Here is a 13,148-nt window from a genome sequence, read left to right on the forward strand (position 1 = left end):
GGCTGCCGTGCCCTTTCGGGCACGGCAGGAACGCTTCAAAGCGTGGAAAGGAAGGTGCTGTTGTTGCTTTGCCATTCGACGATATCGACGCGGATGCGCTTCTTGTCGAGCTTGCCGACACTGGTCTTGGGAATTTCCGTAACAAGGGCAATCTGGCTCGGAATCGCCCACTTGCTCAGGTGCCCCTGCTCGACGAACGGCTTGAGGTGATCCTTGAGCTCCCGAGCCCCGATCTGGTGCCCTTCGTGAATCACCAGCAAGGCAAACGGACGCTCGCCCCACTGTGGATCCGGAATACCCACCACTGCTACTTCACGTACCGCCACGTGACGGCTGATGAGGTCTTCCAGGTCCAGGGAGGAGATCCATTCGCCGCCAGTCTTGATCACGTCCTTGATACGGTCGCGGATGTCGATGAAGCCCATGCCGTCCAGCGTGGCGACGTCACCGGTGTGCAGCCAGCCACCGGCCCAGAGCTCGGCGCCTTTCTGCGGCTCGTTGAAATAACCCTCGGTGAGCCAGGGCGCCCGCAGTACCAGCTCCCCCTGGGTCTCGCCGTCGGCAGGCAGGAAGCGGCCCTCGGCATCGACGATCGCCGCCTCCACCAGGGGCCCCGGTACGCCGGCCTTGATCCGGTAGGTGATGCGCTCGTCTTCGCTGCCGGCCATCAATTCGTCGTTCAGGTGGGCACAGGACACCAGGGGGCCGGTTTCCGACATACCGTAGGCGGCGGTGAGCTGGATGCCCTTGGCCTTGGCGGCTTCATACAGGCTACGGTTCAGGGCACTGCCGCCGATGACGATTTTCCAGCCGCCGAAATCGGCGTCCTGGGCGCTCTTGGCGTTGAGGACCATTTGCAGGATGGTGGGCACGCAGTGGGAGAACGTGACCTTCTCATTGCGCCACAGCTGGACCAGGAATTCCGGATCGTACCGGCCGGGATAGACCTGCTTGAGGCCGAGCATGGTCGCCACGTACGGCAGGCCCCAGGCATGTACATGGAACATCGGCGTGATGGGCATGTACACGTCATTGGAGCCCAGCAGCCGCACACTGTCGATGGCCCCCATGATGGTCGCCTCGCCCAGGGTATGCAGCACCAACTGCCGGTGAGTGAAGTACACCCCCTTGGGGTTGCCCGTGGTGCCGGTGGTGTAGAAGGTGGTGGCGACCGAGTTCTCGTCGAAGTCCTGGAAGTCGTAGACGGGGCTCGCCGCGGCCAGCAGTTGCTCGTATTCACCCACCAGGTTCGGCAGGTCGGCGGTCTTTTCCGGCAAGTCGGTCAGCAGCAGCGTCTTTTCCACCGTGGTCAGGTGGCCGGCAATGGCCTGGTACAACCCGACGAACTCGCTGTTGACCAGCACGAAACGGTCCTCGGCATGGTTCATGGTGTAGAGGATCTGCTCCGGCGACAGGCGCACGTTGATCGTATGGATCACCGCGCCGATCATCGGTATCGCGAACATGCATTCCAGATACCGATGGCTGTCCCAATCCATCACTGCGACGGTATCGCCCGCCTTGACCCCGGCTTCGGTCAGCACATTGGCCAGCCGCGCGACCCGTTCGACCAGTGTCGGATAGTTGTAGCGCAACTGGTCACGGTAGACGATCTCGCGGGTTTTCTCGTAACGGGCCCCGGACATCAACAGCCGCCTGATCAGCAGCGGGTATTGATAAGCGCCTTCGGCAGGAGGAATAACGCGAGTCTGCAACATAAGAATCCCTTTTTCTGACTGCATAGTCGTGGCTGGAGGTGAGCACTCTAGAGCGCTTATACACGGATCAAATCAGCCAAAGGAATGATTTATTCAGCAGGCAAATACTAGCCTTGAGCCAGTATTTGCACGCGTCACGCAGCCTGGACGGATACGCTCGCAGATCAATGCGTCTCAGTGAACGCCAGCTTCACGCCGATGGCCACGAGCACCGCGCCCATGGTGCGGTCGAACCAGTGGCCCATGCGGGCGAAACCGGCGCGCACCCGCTGCTGGCTGAACAACATGGCGACCATGCAGAACCACAAGGCCGTGGCGACCGCCAGGTATACGCCGTAACCGGCCTGTACCGCCAACGGTGTATGCGGGTTGATGACCACAGTGAACAGCGACAGGAAGAACAGCGTCGCCTTGGGATTCAGGCCGTTGGTGATGAAGCCCGAGGTGAACGCGCCACGGGCACTACGCTCACCCACCTCCTTGTGCAGGTGGTCTTCGGCAGCACCGGCTGGCTTGGCCCGCAGCGCCTTGAAGCCGATGTACAGCAGGTAGGCGGCAGCGGCCCACTTCAAGGCGTTGAAGAGCACGATCGATTGCGACACGATCAGGCCGATACCCAACAGCGAGTAGCCCACGTGCAGGAAAATCGCCGTGCCGACGCCCAGCGCCGTCCAGGTTCCCGCGCGCCGGCCGTGGGTCACGCTTTCGCGCACCACCACGGCGAAATCCGGCCCGGGGCTGGCGACCGCCAACAAGTGGATCAGGGCGACAGTGAGGAATTCGGTGAGGTACATGGGGGCTCCTCGTGGGTAGGCCTTGTTGAGTGGATGCCGTGCGGCGCCAGGGCCGCAACTCATCTGATAGGCTCGCCACATTACGCCTTCGGCTTCTGACACAAAAGGTACAGTTGATGACGAACACCGCCCGCGCCGTTTTTCTCGACCATTCTTCCCTGGACCTGGGTGACCTGGACCTGGCCCCGTTGCGCAACTGCTTCGGCGAACTGCAACTGTTCGCCCGGACCCTGCCCGGCCAGGTGACAGAACGACTCCAGGACGCCACGGTGGCGATCACCAACAAGGTCGTGATCGACGCAGCGGCCATGGCCGCAAACGCCAGCCTCAAGCTGATCCTGATCAGCGCCACCGGTACCAACAATGTCGACCTGCAGGCGGCTCGTCGCCACGGCATCACCGTCTGCAACTGCCAGGGGTACGGCACGCCGTCGGTGGCCCAGCACACGATCATGCTGTTGCTGAACCTGGCGACGCGCCTGGCCGATTATCAAAAAGCAGTGGGTGAAGGTCGTTGGCAACAGGCCGCGCAGTTCTGCCTGCTGGACTATCCCATCGTCGAACTGCAAGGCAAGACCCTGGGCTTGCTCGGCCACGGCGAGCTGGGTAGCGCCGTCGGCCGGCTGGCCGAGGCATTTGGCATGCGCGTGCTGCTGGGGCAGGTCCCTGGTCGCCCTGCCCGCCCCGATCACCTGCCGCTGGATCAGTTGCTGCCGCAAGTCGATGCCCTGACCCTGCACTGTCCGCTCAACGAGCACACCCGCCACTTCATCGGCCCGCGGGAACTGGCGCTGCTCAAGCCCGGGGCCTTTGTCCTCAACACCGCCCGAGGCGGTCTGATCGACGAACAGGCCTTGGCCGATGCCCTGCGCAGCGGCCACCTGGGCGGCGCCGCCACCGATGTGCTGAGCGTGGAACCACCGACCCAGGGCAACCCACTGCTGGCCGCCGATATTCCCCGCCTGATCGTCACGCCCCACAACGCCTGGGGCAGCCGCGAGGCGCGGCAGCGGATCGTCGGTCAACTGACTGAAAACGCCCAGGGCTTTTTCAGCGGTGCAGCACGACGAGTCGTCAGTTGATAAACTGCCGCACTTTTTTTCAAGGAGCAGACCATGGATCCGCGCAGTGAAGTACTGCTTCGTCAGGCCGAGTTATTCCAAGGATCGGTCTTGCTGGCCGGGCTGCCCGCCGACGACCTGCTCGGCCGCCTGCCCGGGGCCCATGGCTGGTGCTGGCACGCAGGGGACCAGGCCGCACTGGACGCGCGTTTCCCTGAGCGCAGCCACTTCGGCGTGAACGTTCCCGAGCGCGCATTCGACACTGCGGTGGTGTTCCTGCCCAAGGCCAAGGACCTCACCGATTACCTGCTCAACGCCGTGGCGGCGCGCCTGGCCGGTCGGGAGGTCTATCTGGTGGGCGAAAAACGCGCCGGCATCGAAAGCGCATCCAAGCAACTCAACCCATTCGGCAAGCCGCGCAAGCTCGACAGCGCACGGCATTGCCAGTTGTGGCAGGTCACCGTCGCCAATGCGCCCGAGGCCAAGCCCCTGGAAAGCCTGGCCCAGACCTACGAGCTGCCCCTGGCCGAAGGCCCTCTGAAGATCGTCAGCCTGCCGGGGGTGTTCAGCCACGGTCGGCTGGATCGCGGCAGTGCGCTGTTGCTCGAGCACCTGGATAAACTGCCCAGCGGCCACCTGCTGGATTTCGGCTGCGGTGCCGGCGTGCTGGGAGCGGCCGTCAAGCGACGTTACCCACACAACAGCGTCACCCTGCTGGACGTGGACGCTTTCGCCACCGCCAGCAGCCGCCTGACCCTGGCTGCCAACGGGCTGGAGGCCGAAGTACTGACCGCAGACGGTATCGACGCAGCGCCCATGGGCCTGAATGCCATCCTCAGCAATCCGCCCTTCCATGTCGGTGTGCACACCGATTACCAGGCCACGGAGAACTTGCTGAGAAAAGCTGCCAAACACCTGAAAAATGGCGGCGAACTTCGGTTGGTGGCGAACAGTTTCCTCAAGTACCAGCCGTTGATCGAAGAACACCTGGGGGTTTGCACGATCAAGGCCGAGGGTCAGGGGTTCCGCATCTACCGGGCCAAGCGCGGCTGAATTTTTTCACGAAACAGCACTTGCCCTATCGGATTTGCCTAGGCAGAATCCGCTCCGTCCTAGGGGAGTAGTCTCCCGCGAGCGCCCTGCTCGCCCGGCATACGTCAACATACTTGGTCAGCAGACCATGGCGTATGCGGCCCAAGCGTCCACGCAGATGGTCGCTGGGTTTGACAAGACCTATGACACGCACACCTTACCCGGGGCGGGAAGGCTGTACGTGTCATAGCCGTGTCGACCCGCCCCTTTAGGAATCCCCCTGATGCTGGACTCTTTCCTGGTACCGACCGCAATCGTTGCGCTGGCCGAAATCGGCGACAAGACACAATTGCTCGCGCTTATCCTGGCGGCTCGCTTTCGCAAACCCTGGCCGATCATCGCCGGCATCGTCGCCGCGACACTCGCCAACCACGCCGCCGCCGGTGCGGTGGGCGCCTGGGTCAGCAGCATTTTCTCGGATGGAGTCCTGCACTGGATCCTGGCGGCGAGCTTTGCGGCCACGGCTCTCTGGACCCTGGTCCCGGACAAGCTGGACGATGAAGAGGCCAATACCGCCCGCAGGTTCGGGCCGTTCCTGACCACACTGATCGCCTTTTTCCTGGCAGAGATCGGCGACAAGACGCAGATCGCCACGGTGATGCTCGCCGCGCAATACCCGGAGCTCTGGCTGGTGATCATCGGCACGACCGTGGGTATGTTGATCGCTAACGTGCCAGTGGTGCTGGCGGGTAATTTCGCCGCCGAGAAATTGCCCCTCGCCCTTATCCGCCGCCTGGCCGCCTCGGCGTTTTTCATCCTGGCGATCGTCGCGGTGTACAAGGCGATGCAGAGCAGTGGGTGGGTTTGATACCGCGTCATCGTTCATCGCGAGCAAGCTCGCTCCCACAGGGGCTGAAGATCATTGTGGGAACGCGCTTGCTCGCGACGAGGCCAGCCGCCTCACCGCATGACGATGCTTATTTCCTGGCCTGCTGATACAGCGGCATGACCTTGGGAATCGCCGCCTGCAACGAAGCGATCCGGCTGCTCGACGAAGGGTGGGTGCTCATGAATTCCGGTGGAGCACCTTCCGAAGCCTTGCTCATCTTGTTCCACAGGGTGATCGCGGCGTTCGGATCGTAGCCGGCGCGAGCGGCCAGTTCTAGACCGATCAGGTCGGCTTCGTTTTCGTTGCCACGGCTGTTGGGCAAGGTCATGCCATAGTTCGCCACGGTGTCGGCCAATGCCAGGCTGTCCTGGCCCAGGCCGAACAACGCACCGGCGCCCTGCTTGGCCATCTCGATCCCATAAGCCTTGGACATCGCTTCGCGCCCATGCTCGCGCAGGGCATGGGCGATTTCATGGCCCATGATCGCGGCGATTTCAGCGTCGGTCAGCTTCAACTGGTCGATCAGCCCGGTGTAGAACATGATCTTGCCGCCGGGGCCGCAGTTGGCGTTGAGCTCGTCGCTCTTGATGAGGTTCACTTCCCAGTTCCATTGCGCCGCATCCGGGCGGAACACCGGGGCCTGGGCAATCAGCCGGTCGGCAATGACCTGGACGCGCTTGGCATCGGCGCTGGTCTTGTCCAGCACGCCCTTGGCGCTCGCCTCGCCCATGGTCTTCTGATAGGACTGGGCGTACATCTGGTTGACCTCGGCGCTGGACAGCATGCTGAACATGTACTGCTTGCGCTCTACGCCCACGGCTCCGCCGCTGGTGGTGTTGACCGACTGGCAACCGGCAAGCAACAGGCCCGCGCTCAGTGCACTTACCATCAATGTCTTGTTCATAACGAAGCTCCCTGAAAACGTGGGCGTATCCTATGCGCGGTTTTGTATCTGCGCCAGATACACAGCGAGGGATTACAGCTAATTCGGACGGATCTCATCGAAGTCCATTTGCGACACCCACGATTCCAAAACAGTCACCCGACGAACAGCCACTCATGCAGGGCCACGCAAACGCCGATACAGCGTCCAGGCGTCATTTACACGTCCGGAGTCTTTATGAAGTTCAGATCTATCCAGTTTTCCGTGGCCGCCCTGGCGGGCGCCATCGTCCTCAGCGTGGTCGGTGCCCTGGTGCTGTACGCGCTGTTCGCCGGTGCGCGCACCCAGGAGATGGTGCAAGAGCGAACCAAGGCGCAATTCAAGCAACAGATCGAGCAACGCCTCAGCGCCCTGGCCCGCACCCAGGCCAGCCTGATCCAGCGGGAACTGGAGGCGCCGCTGTCCCTCGCCAAGGGCCTGGCCACAACCAACGCCCTCATGGGCATGGCCGGCACGGATGGCAGCCCGCAATTGAAAGTGCCACGCGAGCAGTTGATCAACCTGCTGCGTGAAACCGTGGTGCGCAACCCGAAAGTCCTTGGCGCCTACATCGCCTGGGAGCCCAACGCCATCGACCACGACGACGCCAGTTACGTGAACAGCCAGGTCCTGGGCATGGAAACCAACGGGCGCTTCCTGCCCTGGTGGTTCCGCAACCAGGACGGTACCCTGGGCCTGGAAAAACTTGCCGACGTGGCCGACCAGAAAATGCTCTCCACCGGCATTCGCGCCAGCGAATATTACCTGTGCTCCCAGGACAGCAAGAAAGCCTGCGTGATCGACCCGGCGCCGTACCGCGTCGGCGACACCATGACCATGCTCGCCTCGTTCATCGAACCGATCATGATCAACGGCGCATTCCAGGGCATCGCCGGGGCGGACCTGTCGGTGAACTTCATCCAGGACATGCTCGTGGCCGCCGACGCCAAGCTGTACGACGGAGCCGGGGAAATGGCCTTGCTGTCCACCAACAACCGCCTGGTGGCCTTTACCAAGGACCCGAGCAAGCTGGGGGAAAAAGGCAGTGACCTGCTGGACGCCAACGAACTGGATAACCTGACCCGCCTCAGCATCGGCGAAGTGCGCTACGACATCGATCAAGCACATGGGCATATCGAGGTGTACATGCCATTCGGCATCGGCGAAACCAACGCCCGCTGGACGCTGATGCTGCAACTGCCGCTGAACGCGGTAATGGCCGATCTGCAAGCCTTGCAGAATGACCTGGACGATCAGCGCCAGTCCGACATCCTCGGCATGACCGTGGTGGGCCTGGTGATCGCCGGTATTGGCCTGCTGGTGATCTGGCTGGTGGGCCATGGCATCGCCCGGCCACTCAAGCAGATGGTGGCCATGCTCGATGACATCGCCCAGGGTGAAGGCGACCTGACTCGGCGCCTGGTCAGCGACCGCGCCGATGAGCTGGGGGCTATCGCCAAGGGGTTCAACACGTTCCTGAGCAAATTGCAGGGGATGATCAGCCAGGTGGTGATATCCGTGCAGAGCGTCAGCGACTCGTCGGAGCACACCGCCGATATCGCCATACGTACCAACCAGGGCGTGCACAAGCAGATGGCGGAGATCGATCAGGTCGCCACCGCCGTGCACGAAATGACCGCCACTGCCCAGGATGTGGCGCGCAACGCGACCCAGGCGGCCCAGGCCGCCAGTCATGCCGATCAGGCCGCCAGCCAGGGCATGCGGATCGTGCAGGACACCTCCACGTCCATCGGCGCCCTGGCCCAGGAAATCGGCAGGGCGGTAGGCGTCGTGCAAAACCTGGCCAAGGACAGCGAGAACATCAACGCGATTCTCACTGCCATCCGCGGGATCGCCGAGCAGACCAACCTGCTGGCCCTCAACGCAGCCATCGAAGCCGCCCGGGCCGGTGAACAGGGCCGTGGTTTTGCGGTGGTGGCCGATGAAGTGCGCAACCTGGCGCAGAAGACCCAGCAAGCCACGGAAGAAATCCAGTCGATGATCCAGCAACTGCAACAGGGCACCCGGGATGTGGTGCGGGTGATGGAAGACAGCCAGCACCGTACCGATGAAAGTGTCCAGCATGCCGCAAAGGCCGCCCAGGCCCTGGAAACCATCACCCAGGCCGTGTCGGTGATCAATGACATGAACACCCAGATCGCCAGCGCCGCCGAGGAACAGAGTGCCGTGGCCGATGACATCAACCGCAACGTCATCAACATCGGGCAAGTGGCGAACGAAGTGGCGGGCGGCGCGGACGAGTCCAGCGCGGCCAGTGCCGGCCTGACCAAACTGGCAGAGCAGCAGCGGCGCTTGATCAATCAGTTCAGGGTCTGACCCCGGGGCCTCATCGCAAGCAGGCTCGCGATGAGGCCCGCATGGGCACCGCGACACTCACGCCGGAGTCAGGCACTCCGGCCCGTTGAGTTTCGGATCGTTGACCAGGTTGGCCAGCACCCGCTCGCGCAATGGCGCCGGCTCGCTCGCCAGCAACCCTTGCAAGGCATGCAACGGCGTCTGGGGATCGAGCCACAGCCGCTGCCCTTCTTCATCCAGGATCAACGGCCGGCGCTGGCCCGCCGCCGGCAGGGTGATGACCGCCGTGCTCAACCACACCTGCTCCTGCACCGGATAGGCTTCCCAGATCGCGGCAAAAAACAGTGACGAACCCTCCCCCGGCGTCAGCCAGTAGGGTCGCTTGCGCGTGCCGCCACGCCATTCGTAGAAGCCGTTGGCCGGCAACAGGCAGCGACGCAGGCGCAGGGCTTCGCGGAACATCGGTTGCTCGGCCACGGTTTCGGCCCGGGCATGGGCCGGTGTACGCGACAGGTCCGTCAGCCACGCCGGGGTCAGCCCCCAGCGAGCCCGGGCCAGTTCGCGCTGGCCTTCGGCGCCGGCCCGCAGCATCAGCACCGAATCGTTGGGCGAAATATTCCATTGGGCCTTCTGGTCGGCGGGAAAGCCAGGCAGGGCCGCGAAAGCGGGATTCCAGCGAAACAGGGCATAACGTCCACACATGGGGCAACAGGACTCTCGATTGAACGGCCGTCAGCCTAACAGACCAGGGTACCGGGATAGCTGTCCGGTTCATCGCCGGGCAACGGCAGCGCGACATTGTACGCGGCGATCAGCTCGCGGGCGTACTGGGCCTGCTCATCCTCCACCGCCAGCCCCAGCAGCCCCTGCATCGGCAACTCGCCGGCACCGCCCACGAGGTCGCGGCCCACCAGGTGCGCGGTGATGCCTTCGCTGGCGAGCATGCCTTGCAGCAGCTCGCCTTCCATCAGGTTTTCCAGTTCGTAGATTCGCTGCATGGACGCCCCCGTCATTCGTTCTCGCTGTGAACCTCGAGCAACCATTCATGGCCATCGGTTTGCAGGATGAAATAGATCGGGCGGCAACACACCGGACAGTCCTCGATATAGGTCTGGTCGCCACCGGACAGGTCCAGAACCGCTTCAGCCGGTTCACCGCAATAAGGACATTCGTAGCGCTCGGTTTCCAGCATCGCGGTCTCCCAGGTGACTTGTGCGTATAATCGCCGGTCTATTTGCAGGGCTATTTTCGTCTGGCTTATCTTCCAGGCCGTGCCCTGTCGGTTTTTTGATCGAACCCTTAACTTACCCTAGCCGTTTCCAACAAGAGAGCATGATGGGCGAATTCGATGCCATCCGACCTTACAACGACAGCGAAGTCCCAGCGGTACTGGCTCGGCTGCTCGGTGACAAGGCGTTTCTAGATATCCTCACCCACTTCCGCTTTCCGCGCCTGGCCGGAGCCTTCGGCTGGCTGCTCAAACCTCTTATAGCGCAAAGATTGCGCCGTGAGTTCGCCGACGTGACGTCGGTCGCCACCTTGCAGGACAAAGTGGAGTTCTACGTCGACCACACCATCGAGCGCGCCACCGACGGCGTGACCTATACCGGGGTGGAGCAGTTCAAGTCCGGCAGCGCCTACCTGTTCATCGCCAATCATCGCGATATCGTGATGGACCCGGCCTTCGTCAACTACGCCGTGTACCACGCCGGCCTGCCGACCCCGCGCATCGCCATCGGCGACAACTTGCTGCAGAAACCCTTCGTCAGCGACCTGATGCGCCTGAACAAGAGTTTCATCGTGCACCGCTCCCTCACCGGGCGGAAGGAGAAACTGGCGGCCTATCAGTTGCTCTCGGCGTACATCAACCACTCGATCCGGCACGACTGCGCTTCGATCTGGATCGCCCAGGCCGAAGGCCGGGCCAAGGACGGCGACGACCGTACCGAGTCGGCGATCCTCAAGATGTTCCACATGAGCCGCAAGGACGAACCGTTCGGCGAGGTGATCCAGTCGCTGAACCTCACGCCGGTGTCGATCAGCTATGAATACGACCCGTGCGACCAGGCCAAGGCCCGCGAGCTGTATATCCGCGCCACCACCGGCAGCTACACCAAGGCACCGGGCGAGGATGACGTGAGCATCGCCAAGGGCATCACCGGCTACAAGGGCCGGGTCCATGTGAACTTCGCCGCGCCGATCACCGAGCTGTTCGAGGACACCAAGCAACTGGCCCAGGAAATGGACCGGCAGATTCTCGGCGGTTATCGCCTGTTCCCGGTGCACTACCTGGCCTACGCCCAATGGGCCGACGCGGACCCGCAATTGCAGGTTCCCAGGGCGGCGCAGATGTTCGGTGCCGAAGAGCTGGCCAAGGCCGAGGAGGAATGGCAACGCCGGCTGGACGCTTGCCCGGCAGAATACCGGCCGTTCCTGGTATTGCAATACGCGACGCCGGTGCGTAATCAGTATCGGGTCAAGGCGGGGTTGCCGTTGTAACGCCGCCTAGCTGCCGATACAAGGATATCTGGCGAGGGGTTTGGCGAAACGTCGCACCGTCCCGCTCGGTTGCGCAGCCACCGCAAAATGGCTGTAGATCAAGGCTGATCTATTGGGTTCGAAGGGCTGCTTTGCAGCCCAGCGGGGATCAATCTCCTCGCCACAAAAACATCCGTGACCGGCGGTGCAAGCCGCCATTTCGCGTTTTTCAGTGAACCTGCGTACTGATCCACGACACCAGCAACGCCAGCGCCAGGCAGGCAAAACCGAACCGATAGAAGAATCGGTTCATGCGCTGGGTGGCCAGGTCCAGCAGTGCTTCGAAGCGCTCCTCGCCGTTGCCACTGCGCGCTTGCAGGCTGGCCCGCGCCCGCAGCTCGCGACGACGCGTGGCGTGCAGCAACCAACCTCCAGGGCAGGCAAACAACAAGGCCAGCAGGTTGATCAGTTTGGCAGGGTGGGCGGCGAACAGCGAAAACAGATGCAGCGACATCACAAACCTCAAGGAAAAAACGGACAGGACGCGGCCCGCGACAGCGAACAGGGCGCGGATTCTACCGAAAGGCCGGCGCACTGCCGCATTTTTTCCGACCAGTAACGATCTGTTCGGTGCTTCGGATGCTGGCGTAGCGACTTTGTGGCAGAGGGATTGATCCCCGCCGGCTGCGAAGCAGCCCCGGGCTTCCTGCCGGGCCCAAGCGCCTGCGAGTGCCACGCACTCGAGCGGGAATCGATCCCTTCGCCACGGCAGAAAGGCCGCGATCCATCGTAATTCTTCGCGTCACGGTTTCGTCATCTGGATAGGCCACTCTGTCGCCCTCCAAACCTGCACGGAACCCGTCATGCTGCACGCCGAAAACCAGGATCGCCTCTACCTCATCAGCCCGAGCGACGAACAACAGAACCTCGTCGACAGCCTGTCCTTCAATGTGCAGGACCGCCATTGGCTGGTGTATTGCGCCCTGGGCGGCCACCAGCATGCCGACTTGCCTGAGACAGACCTGCTGACCGGGATCAGCGTGCTGGAATTCTATTCCCAGGCCGCCTGAAAAAACTGTGGGAGCGAGCTGGCTCGCGATAGACGAGTGTCAGCCCCCTCGATGTTGGCCGATCCACCGCTATCGCGAGCCAGCTCGCTCCCACAAGGATTACAGGACTTAATGCTTACTCAGCCAGCACCTGGCCAATGGTCGGATCCTTGAACAGCCGGGTCAGGGCATCGCTCAACACGTCGCCGACCAGCTTGGTGTTGGTGTCCTGGTTGGGCGCCATGCCGAAACGCTGGTCCAGCGAAGCGCCATACCGACCGCTGTAGCGACGGTTGGCGTTCTGCACATCGGAGCGGAACGTCGCGCCGATGGTGGCTTCCGTCACGTACATGCCTTCCTTGGGCGACTGATACTTGAGCTCGGCCAGGGTCACGGTCAGTTGCGGTGCATTCATCGCGTTCGCGGTCGGGGTGAAGCCCAGCAAACGTACAGCGGCTTCGGCCTGGGCCTGCAGCTTGGGCAGGATCTGCGCCCCCTGCACGGTGATCACGCTGGTTTCCGGGTACAGTCCGCCACGGGTACCGAGGGTTGGCGAGGGACGACCGTCCACCACACGCACGACTACTGGCTGGCCACGTCCGACTGGCGCCAGCTGGGCGTTGAGCCTGGGTTCAGGGTTAAGTTGTTGCGGGCTGTGGGCGCAGCCGACGAGGGTCAGACTGGTCACAGCGATCAAACCGAACAACAGGCGTTGCAACATGCTCTTCTCTCCAGAATCGGGCACTGACAAGCCCGCAGTATAGCGGTGCGCCACCGCGGCGAACCAGCCGATGAATGCTGAAATATCTGACATGAACCGGCTATCTCGGTTCCTGTCACTCCATTGTCACGGTCCTTACACCGGCATGTCATGACCCAATGCCAGGCT

14 protein-coding genes, 1 pseudogene and 1 riboswitch are annotated in these 13,148 nt (G+C 62.6%); of the genes and pseudogenes, 7 read left to right on the forward strand and 8 right to left on the reverse strand.

Going from position 1 to position 13,148, the window contains the following annotated elements:
* Positions 1-35: 35 nt before the first annotated feature.
* The gene (locus tag BLP99_RS19575; protein WP_072396894.1) at positions 36-1,718 is read right to left on the reverse strand and encodes a fatty acid--CoA ligase; all 1,683 of its coding nucleotides are present in this window, start codon (positions 1,716-1,718) and stop codon (positions 36-38) included.
* Positions 1,719-1,882: 164 nt separating this feature from the next.
* Complete coding sequence (locus BLP99_RS19580; protein WP_072396892.1) at positions 1,883-2,512, reverse strand: LysE family translocator; 630 nt, start codon at positions 2,510-2,512, stop codon at positions 1,883-1,885.
* Between the two features lie 116 nt (positions 2,513-2,628).
* Here BLP99_RS19580 and BLP99_RS19585 point away from each other — a divergent pair, with 116 nt between their 5' ends.
* The 3 genes from BLP99_RS19585 (at position 2,629) to BLP99_RS19595 (ending at position 5,473) form a co-directional block, all read left to right on the forward strand.
* Positions 2,629-3,594: a 2-hydroxyacid dehydrogenase gene (locus BLP99_RS19585; RefSeq protein ID WP_092181454.1), complete on the forward strand. Its 966-nt coding sequence runs from the start codon at positions 2,629-2,631 to the stop codon at positions 3,592-3,594.
* A 33-nt stretch (positions 3,595-3,627) separates the two neighbouring features.
* Positions 3,628-4,626, forward strand: coding sequence for a class I SAM-dependent methyltransferase (locus tag BLP99_RS19590; RefSeq protein ID WP_072396888.1), 999 nt, complete (start codon positions 3,628-3,630; stop codon positions 4,624-4,626).
* A gap of 49 nt (positions 4,627-4,675) precedes the next feature.
* Positions 4,676-4,798, forward strand: a riboswitch (yybP-ykoY riboswitch).
* A 90-nt stretch (positions 4,799-4,888) separates the two neighbouring features.
* Entirely contained in the window at positions 4,889-5,473 is a 585-nt protein-coding gene (locus tag BLP99_RS19595) for a TMEM165/GDT1 family protein (protein WP_072396885.1), read from the forward strand.
* Positions 5,474-5,582: 109 nt separating this feature from the next.
* Here the strand turns inward: BLP99_RS19595 and BLP99_RS19600 are convergent, their stop codons facing one another.
* On the reverse strand, positions 5,583-6,398 hold the full coding sequence (locus BLP99_RS19600; protein ID WP_053146507.1) for a M48 family metallopeptidase: 816 nt from the start codon (positions 6,396-6,398) through the stop codon (positions 5,583-5,585).
* Between the two features lie 1,296 nt (positions 6,399-7,694).
* Here BLP99_RS19600 and BLP99_RS26905 point away from each other — a divergent pair.
* Positions 7,695-7,895 (forward strand): annotated as a pseudogene (locus BLP99_RS26905) (HAMP domain-containing protein); the annotation flags it as partial.
* 114 nt (positions 7,896-8,009) lie between these two features.
* Positions 8,010-8,753 carry a methyl-accepting chemotaxis protein gene (locus BLP99_RS26910; protein WP_371128611.1) on the forward strand — a complete coding sequence of 248 codons (744 nt, stop codon included), beginning with the start codon at positions 8,010-8,012 and terminating at the stop codon, positions 8,751-8,753.
* A gap of 57 nt (positions 8,754-8,810) precedes the next feature.
* Here the strand turns inward: BLP99_RS26910 and BLP99_RS19610 are convergent, their stop codons facing one another.
* Genes BLP99_RS19610 through BLP99_RS19620 form a run of 3 tightly spaced genes read right to left on the reverse strand, consistent with a single transcriptional unit; the run spans position 8,811 to position 9,924 of the window.
* The gene (locus BLP99_RS19610) at positions 8,811-9,434 is read right to left on the reverse strand and encodes an SOS response-associated peptidase (protein ID WP_072396881.1); all 624 of its coding nucleotides are present in this window, start codon (positions 9,432-9,434) and stop codon (positions 8,811-8,813) included.
* A 35-nt stretch (positions 9,435-9,469) separates the two neighbouring features.
* The gene (locus BLP99_RS19615) at positions 9,470-9,730 is read right to left on the reverse strand and encodes a putative signal transducing protein (protein WP_072396879.1); all 261 of its coding nucleotides are present in this window, start codon (positions 9,728-9,730) and stop codon (positions 9,470-9,472) included.
* 11 nt (positions 9,731-9,741) lie between these two features.
* Positions 9,742-9,924 (reverse strand): CPXCG motif-containing cysteine-rich protein, encoded by a 183-nt coding sequence (locus BLP99_RS19620; RefSeq protein WP_053146513.1) that lies wholly within the window; start codon positions 9,922-9,924, stop codon positions 9,742-9,744.
* A gap of 140 nt (positions 9,925-10,064) precedes the next feature.
* Here BLP99_RS19620 and BLP99_RS19625 point away from each other — a divergent pair, with 140 nt between their 5' ends.
* Positions 10,065-11,231 (forward strand): 1-acyl-sn-glycerol-3-phosphate acyltransferase, encoded by a 1,167-nt coding sequence (locus BLP99_RS19625; RefSeq protein WP_072396877.1) that lies wholly within the window; start codon positions 10,065-10,067, stop codon positions 11,229-11,231.
* Between the two features lie 208 nt (positions 11,232-11,439).
* On the opposite strand, the gene BLP99_RS19630 is transcribed toward BLP99_RS19625, so the two are convergent.
* Positions 11,440-11,724, reverse strand: a complete 285-nt coding sequence (locus BLP99_RS19630) for a hypothetical protein (RefSeq protein ID WP_072396875.1) — start codon at positions 11,722-11,724, stop codon at positions 11,440-11,442.
* A 349-nt stretch (positions 11,725-12,073) separates the two neighbouring features.
* Between BLP99_RS19630 and BLP99_RS19635 the strand changes: the two genes are divergently transcribed.
* Complete coding sequence (locus BLP99_RS19635) at positions 12,074-12,280, forward strand: hypothetical protein (protein ID WP_003185312.1); 207 nt, start codon at positions 12,074-12,076, stop codon at positions 12,278-12,280.
* A gap of 115 nt (positions 12,281-12,395) precedes the next feature.
* Here the strand turns inward: BLP99_RS19635 and BLP99_RS19640 are convergent, their stop codons facing one another.
* Positions 12,396-12,980 (reverse strand): YajG family lipoprotein, encoded by a 585-nt coding sequence (locus BLP99_RS19640; RefSeq protein ID WP_072396873.1) that lies wholly within the window; start codon positions 12,978-12,980, stop codon positions 12,396-12,398.
* Positions 12,981-13,148 lie beyond the last annotated feature (168 nt).

Source organism: Pseudomonas sp. NFACC32-1 (assembly GCF_900101215.1).
In the GTDB taxonomy this organism is placed as follows: Bacteria; Pseudomonadota; Gammaproteobacteria; order Pseudomonadales; family Pseudomonadaceae; genus Aquipseudomonas.

What these genes read in the sequence shown, in the direction of transcription:
- BLP99_RS19615 (WP_072396879.1), bottom strand. Translation starts at nt 9,730, where the DNA reads ATGCAGCGAATCTACGAACTGGAAAACCTGATGGAAGGCGAGCTGCTG.
- BLP99_RS19575 (WP_072396894.1), bottom strand. Translation starts at nt 1,718, where the DNA reads ATGTTGCAGACTCGCGTTATTCCTCCTGCCGAAGGCGCTTATCAATAC.
- BLP99_RS19620 (WP_053146513.1), bottom strand. Translation starts at nt 9,924, where the DNA reads ATGCTGGAAACCGAGCGCTACGAATGTCCTTATTGCGGTGAACCGGCT.
- BLP99_RS19625 (WP_072396877.1), top strand. Translation starts at nt 10,065, where the DNA reads ATGATGGGCGAATTCGATGCCATCCGACCTTACAACGACAGCGAAGTC.
- BLP99_RS19635 (WP_003185312.1), top strand. Translation starts at nt 12,074, where the DNA reads ATGCTGCACGCCGAAAACCAGGATCGCCTCTACCTCATCAGCCCGAGC.
- BLP99_RS19595 (WP_072396885.1), top strand. Translation starts at nt 4,889, where the DNA reads ATGCTGGACTCTTTCCTGGTACCGACCGCAATCGTTGCGCTGGCCGAA.
- BLP99_RS26910 (WP_371128611.1), top strand. Translation starts at nt 8,010, where the DNA reads ATGGCGGAGATCGATCAGGTCGCCACCGCCGTGCACGAAATGACCGCC.
- BLP99_RS19585 (WP_092181454.1), top strand. Translation starts at nt 2,629, where the DNA reads ATGACGAACACCGCCCGCGCCGTTTTTCTCGACCATTCTTCCCTGGAC.
- BLP99_RS19630 (WP_072396875.1), bottom strand. Translation starts at nt 11,724, where the DNA reads ATGTCGCTGCATCTGTTTTCGCTGTTCGCCGCCCACCCTGCCAAACTG.
- BLP99_RS19640 (WP_072396873.1), bottom strand. Translation starts at nt 12,980, where the DNA reads ATGTTGCAACGCCTGTTGTTCGGTTTGATCGCTGTGACCAGTCTGACC.
- BLP99_RS19590 (WP_072396888.1), top strand. Translation starts at nt 3,628, where the DNA reads ATGGATCCGCGCAGTGAAGTACTGCTTCGTCAGGCCGAGTTATTCCAA.
- BLP99_RS19580 (WP_072396892.1), bottom strand. Translation starts at nt 2,512, where the DNA reads ATGTACCTCACCGAATTCCTCACTGTCGCCCTGATCCACTTGTTGGCG.
- BLP99_RS19600 (WP_053146507.1), bottom strand. Translation starts at nt 6,398, where the DNA reads ATGAACAAGACATTGATGGTAAGTGCACTGAGCGCGGGCCTGTTGCTT.
- BLP99_RS19610 (WP_072396881.1), bottom strand. Translation starts at nt 9,434, where the DNA reads ATGTGTGGACGTTATGCCCTGTTTCGCTGGAATCCCGCTTTCGCGGCC.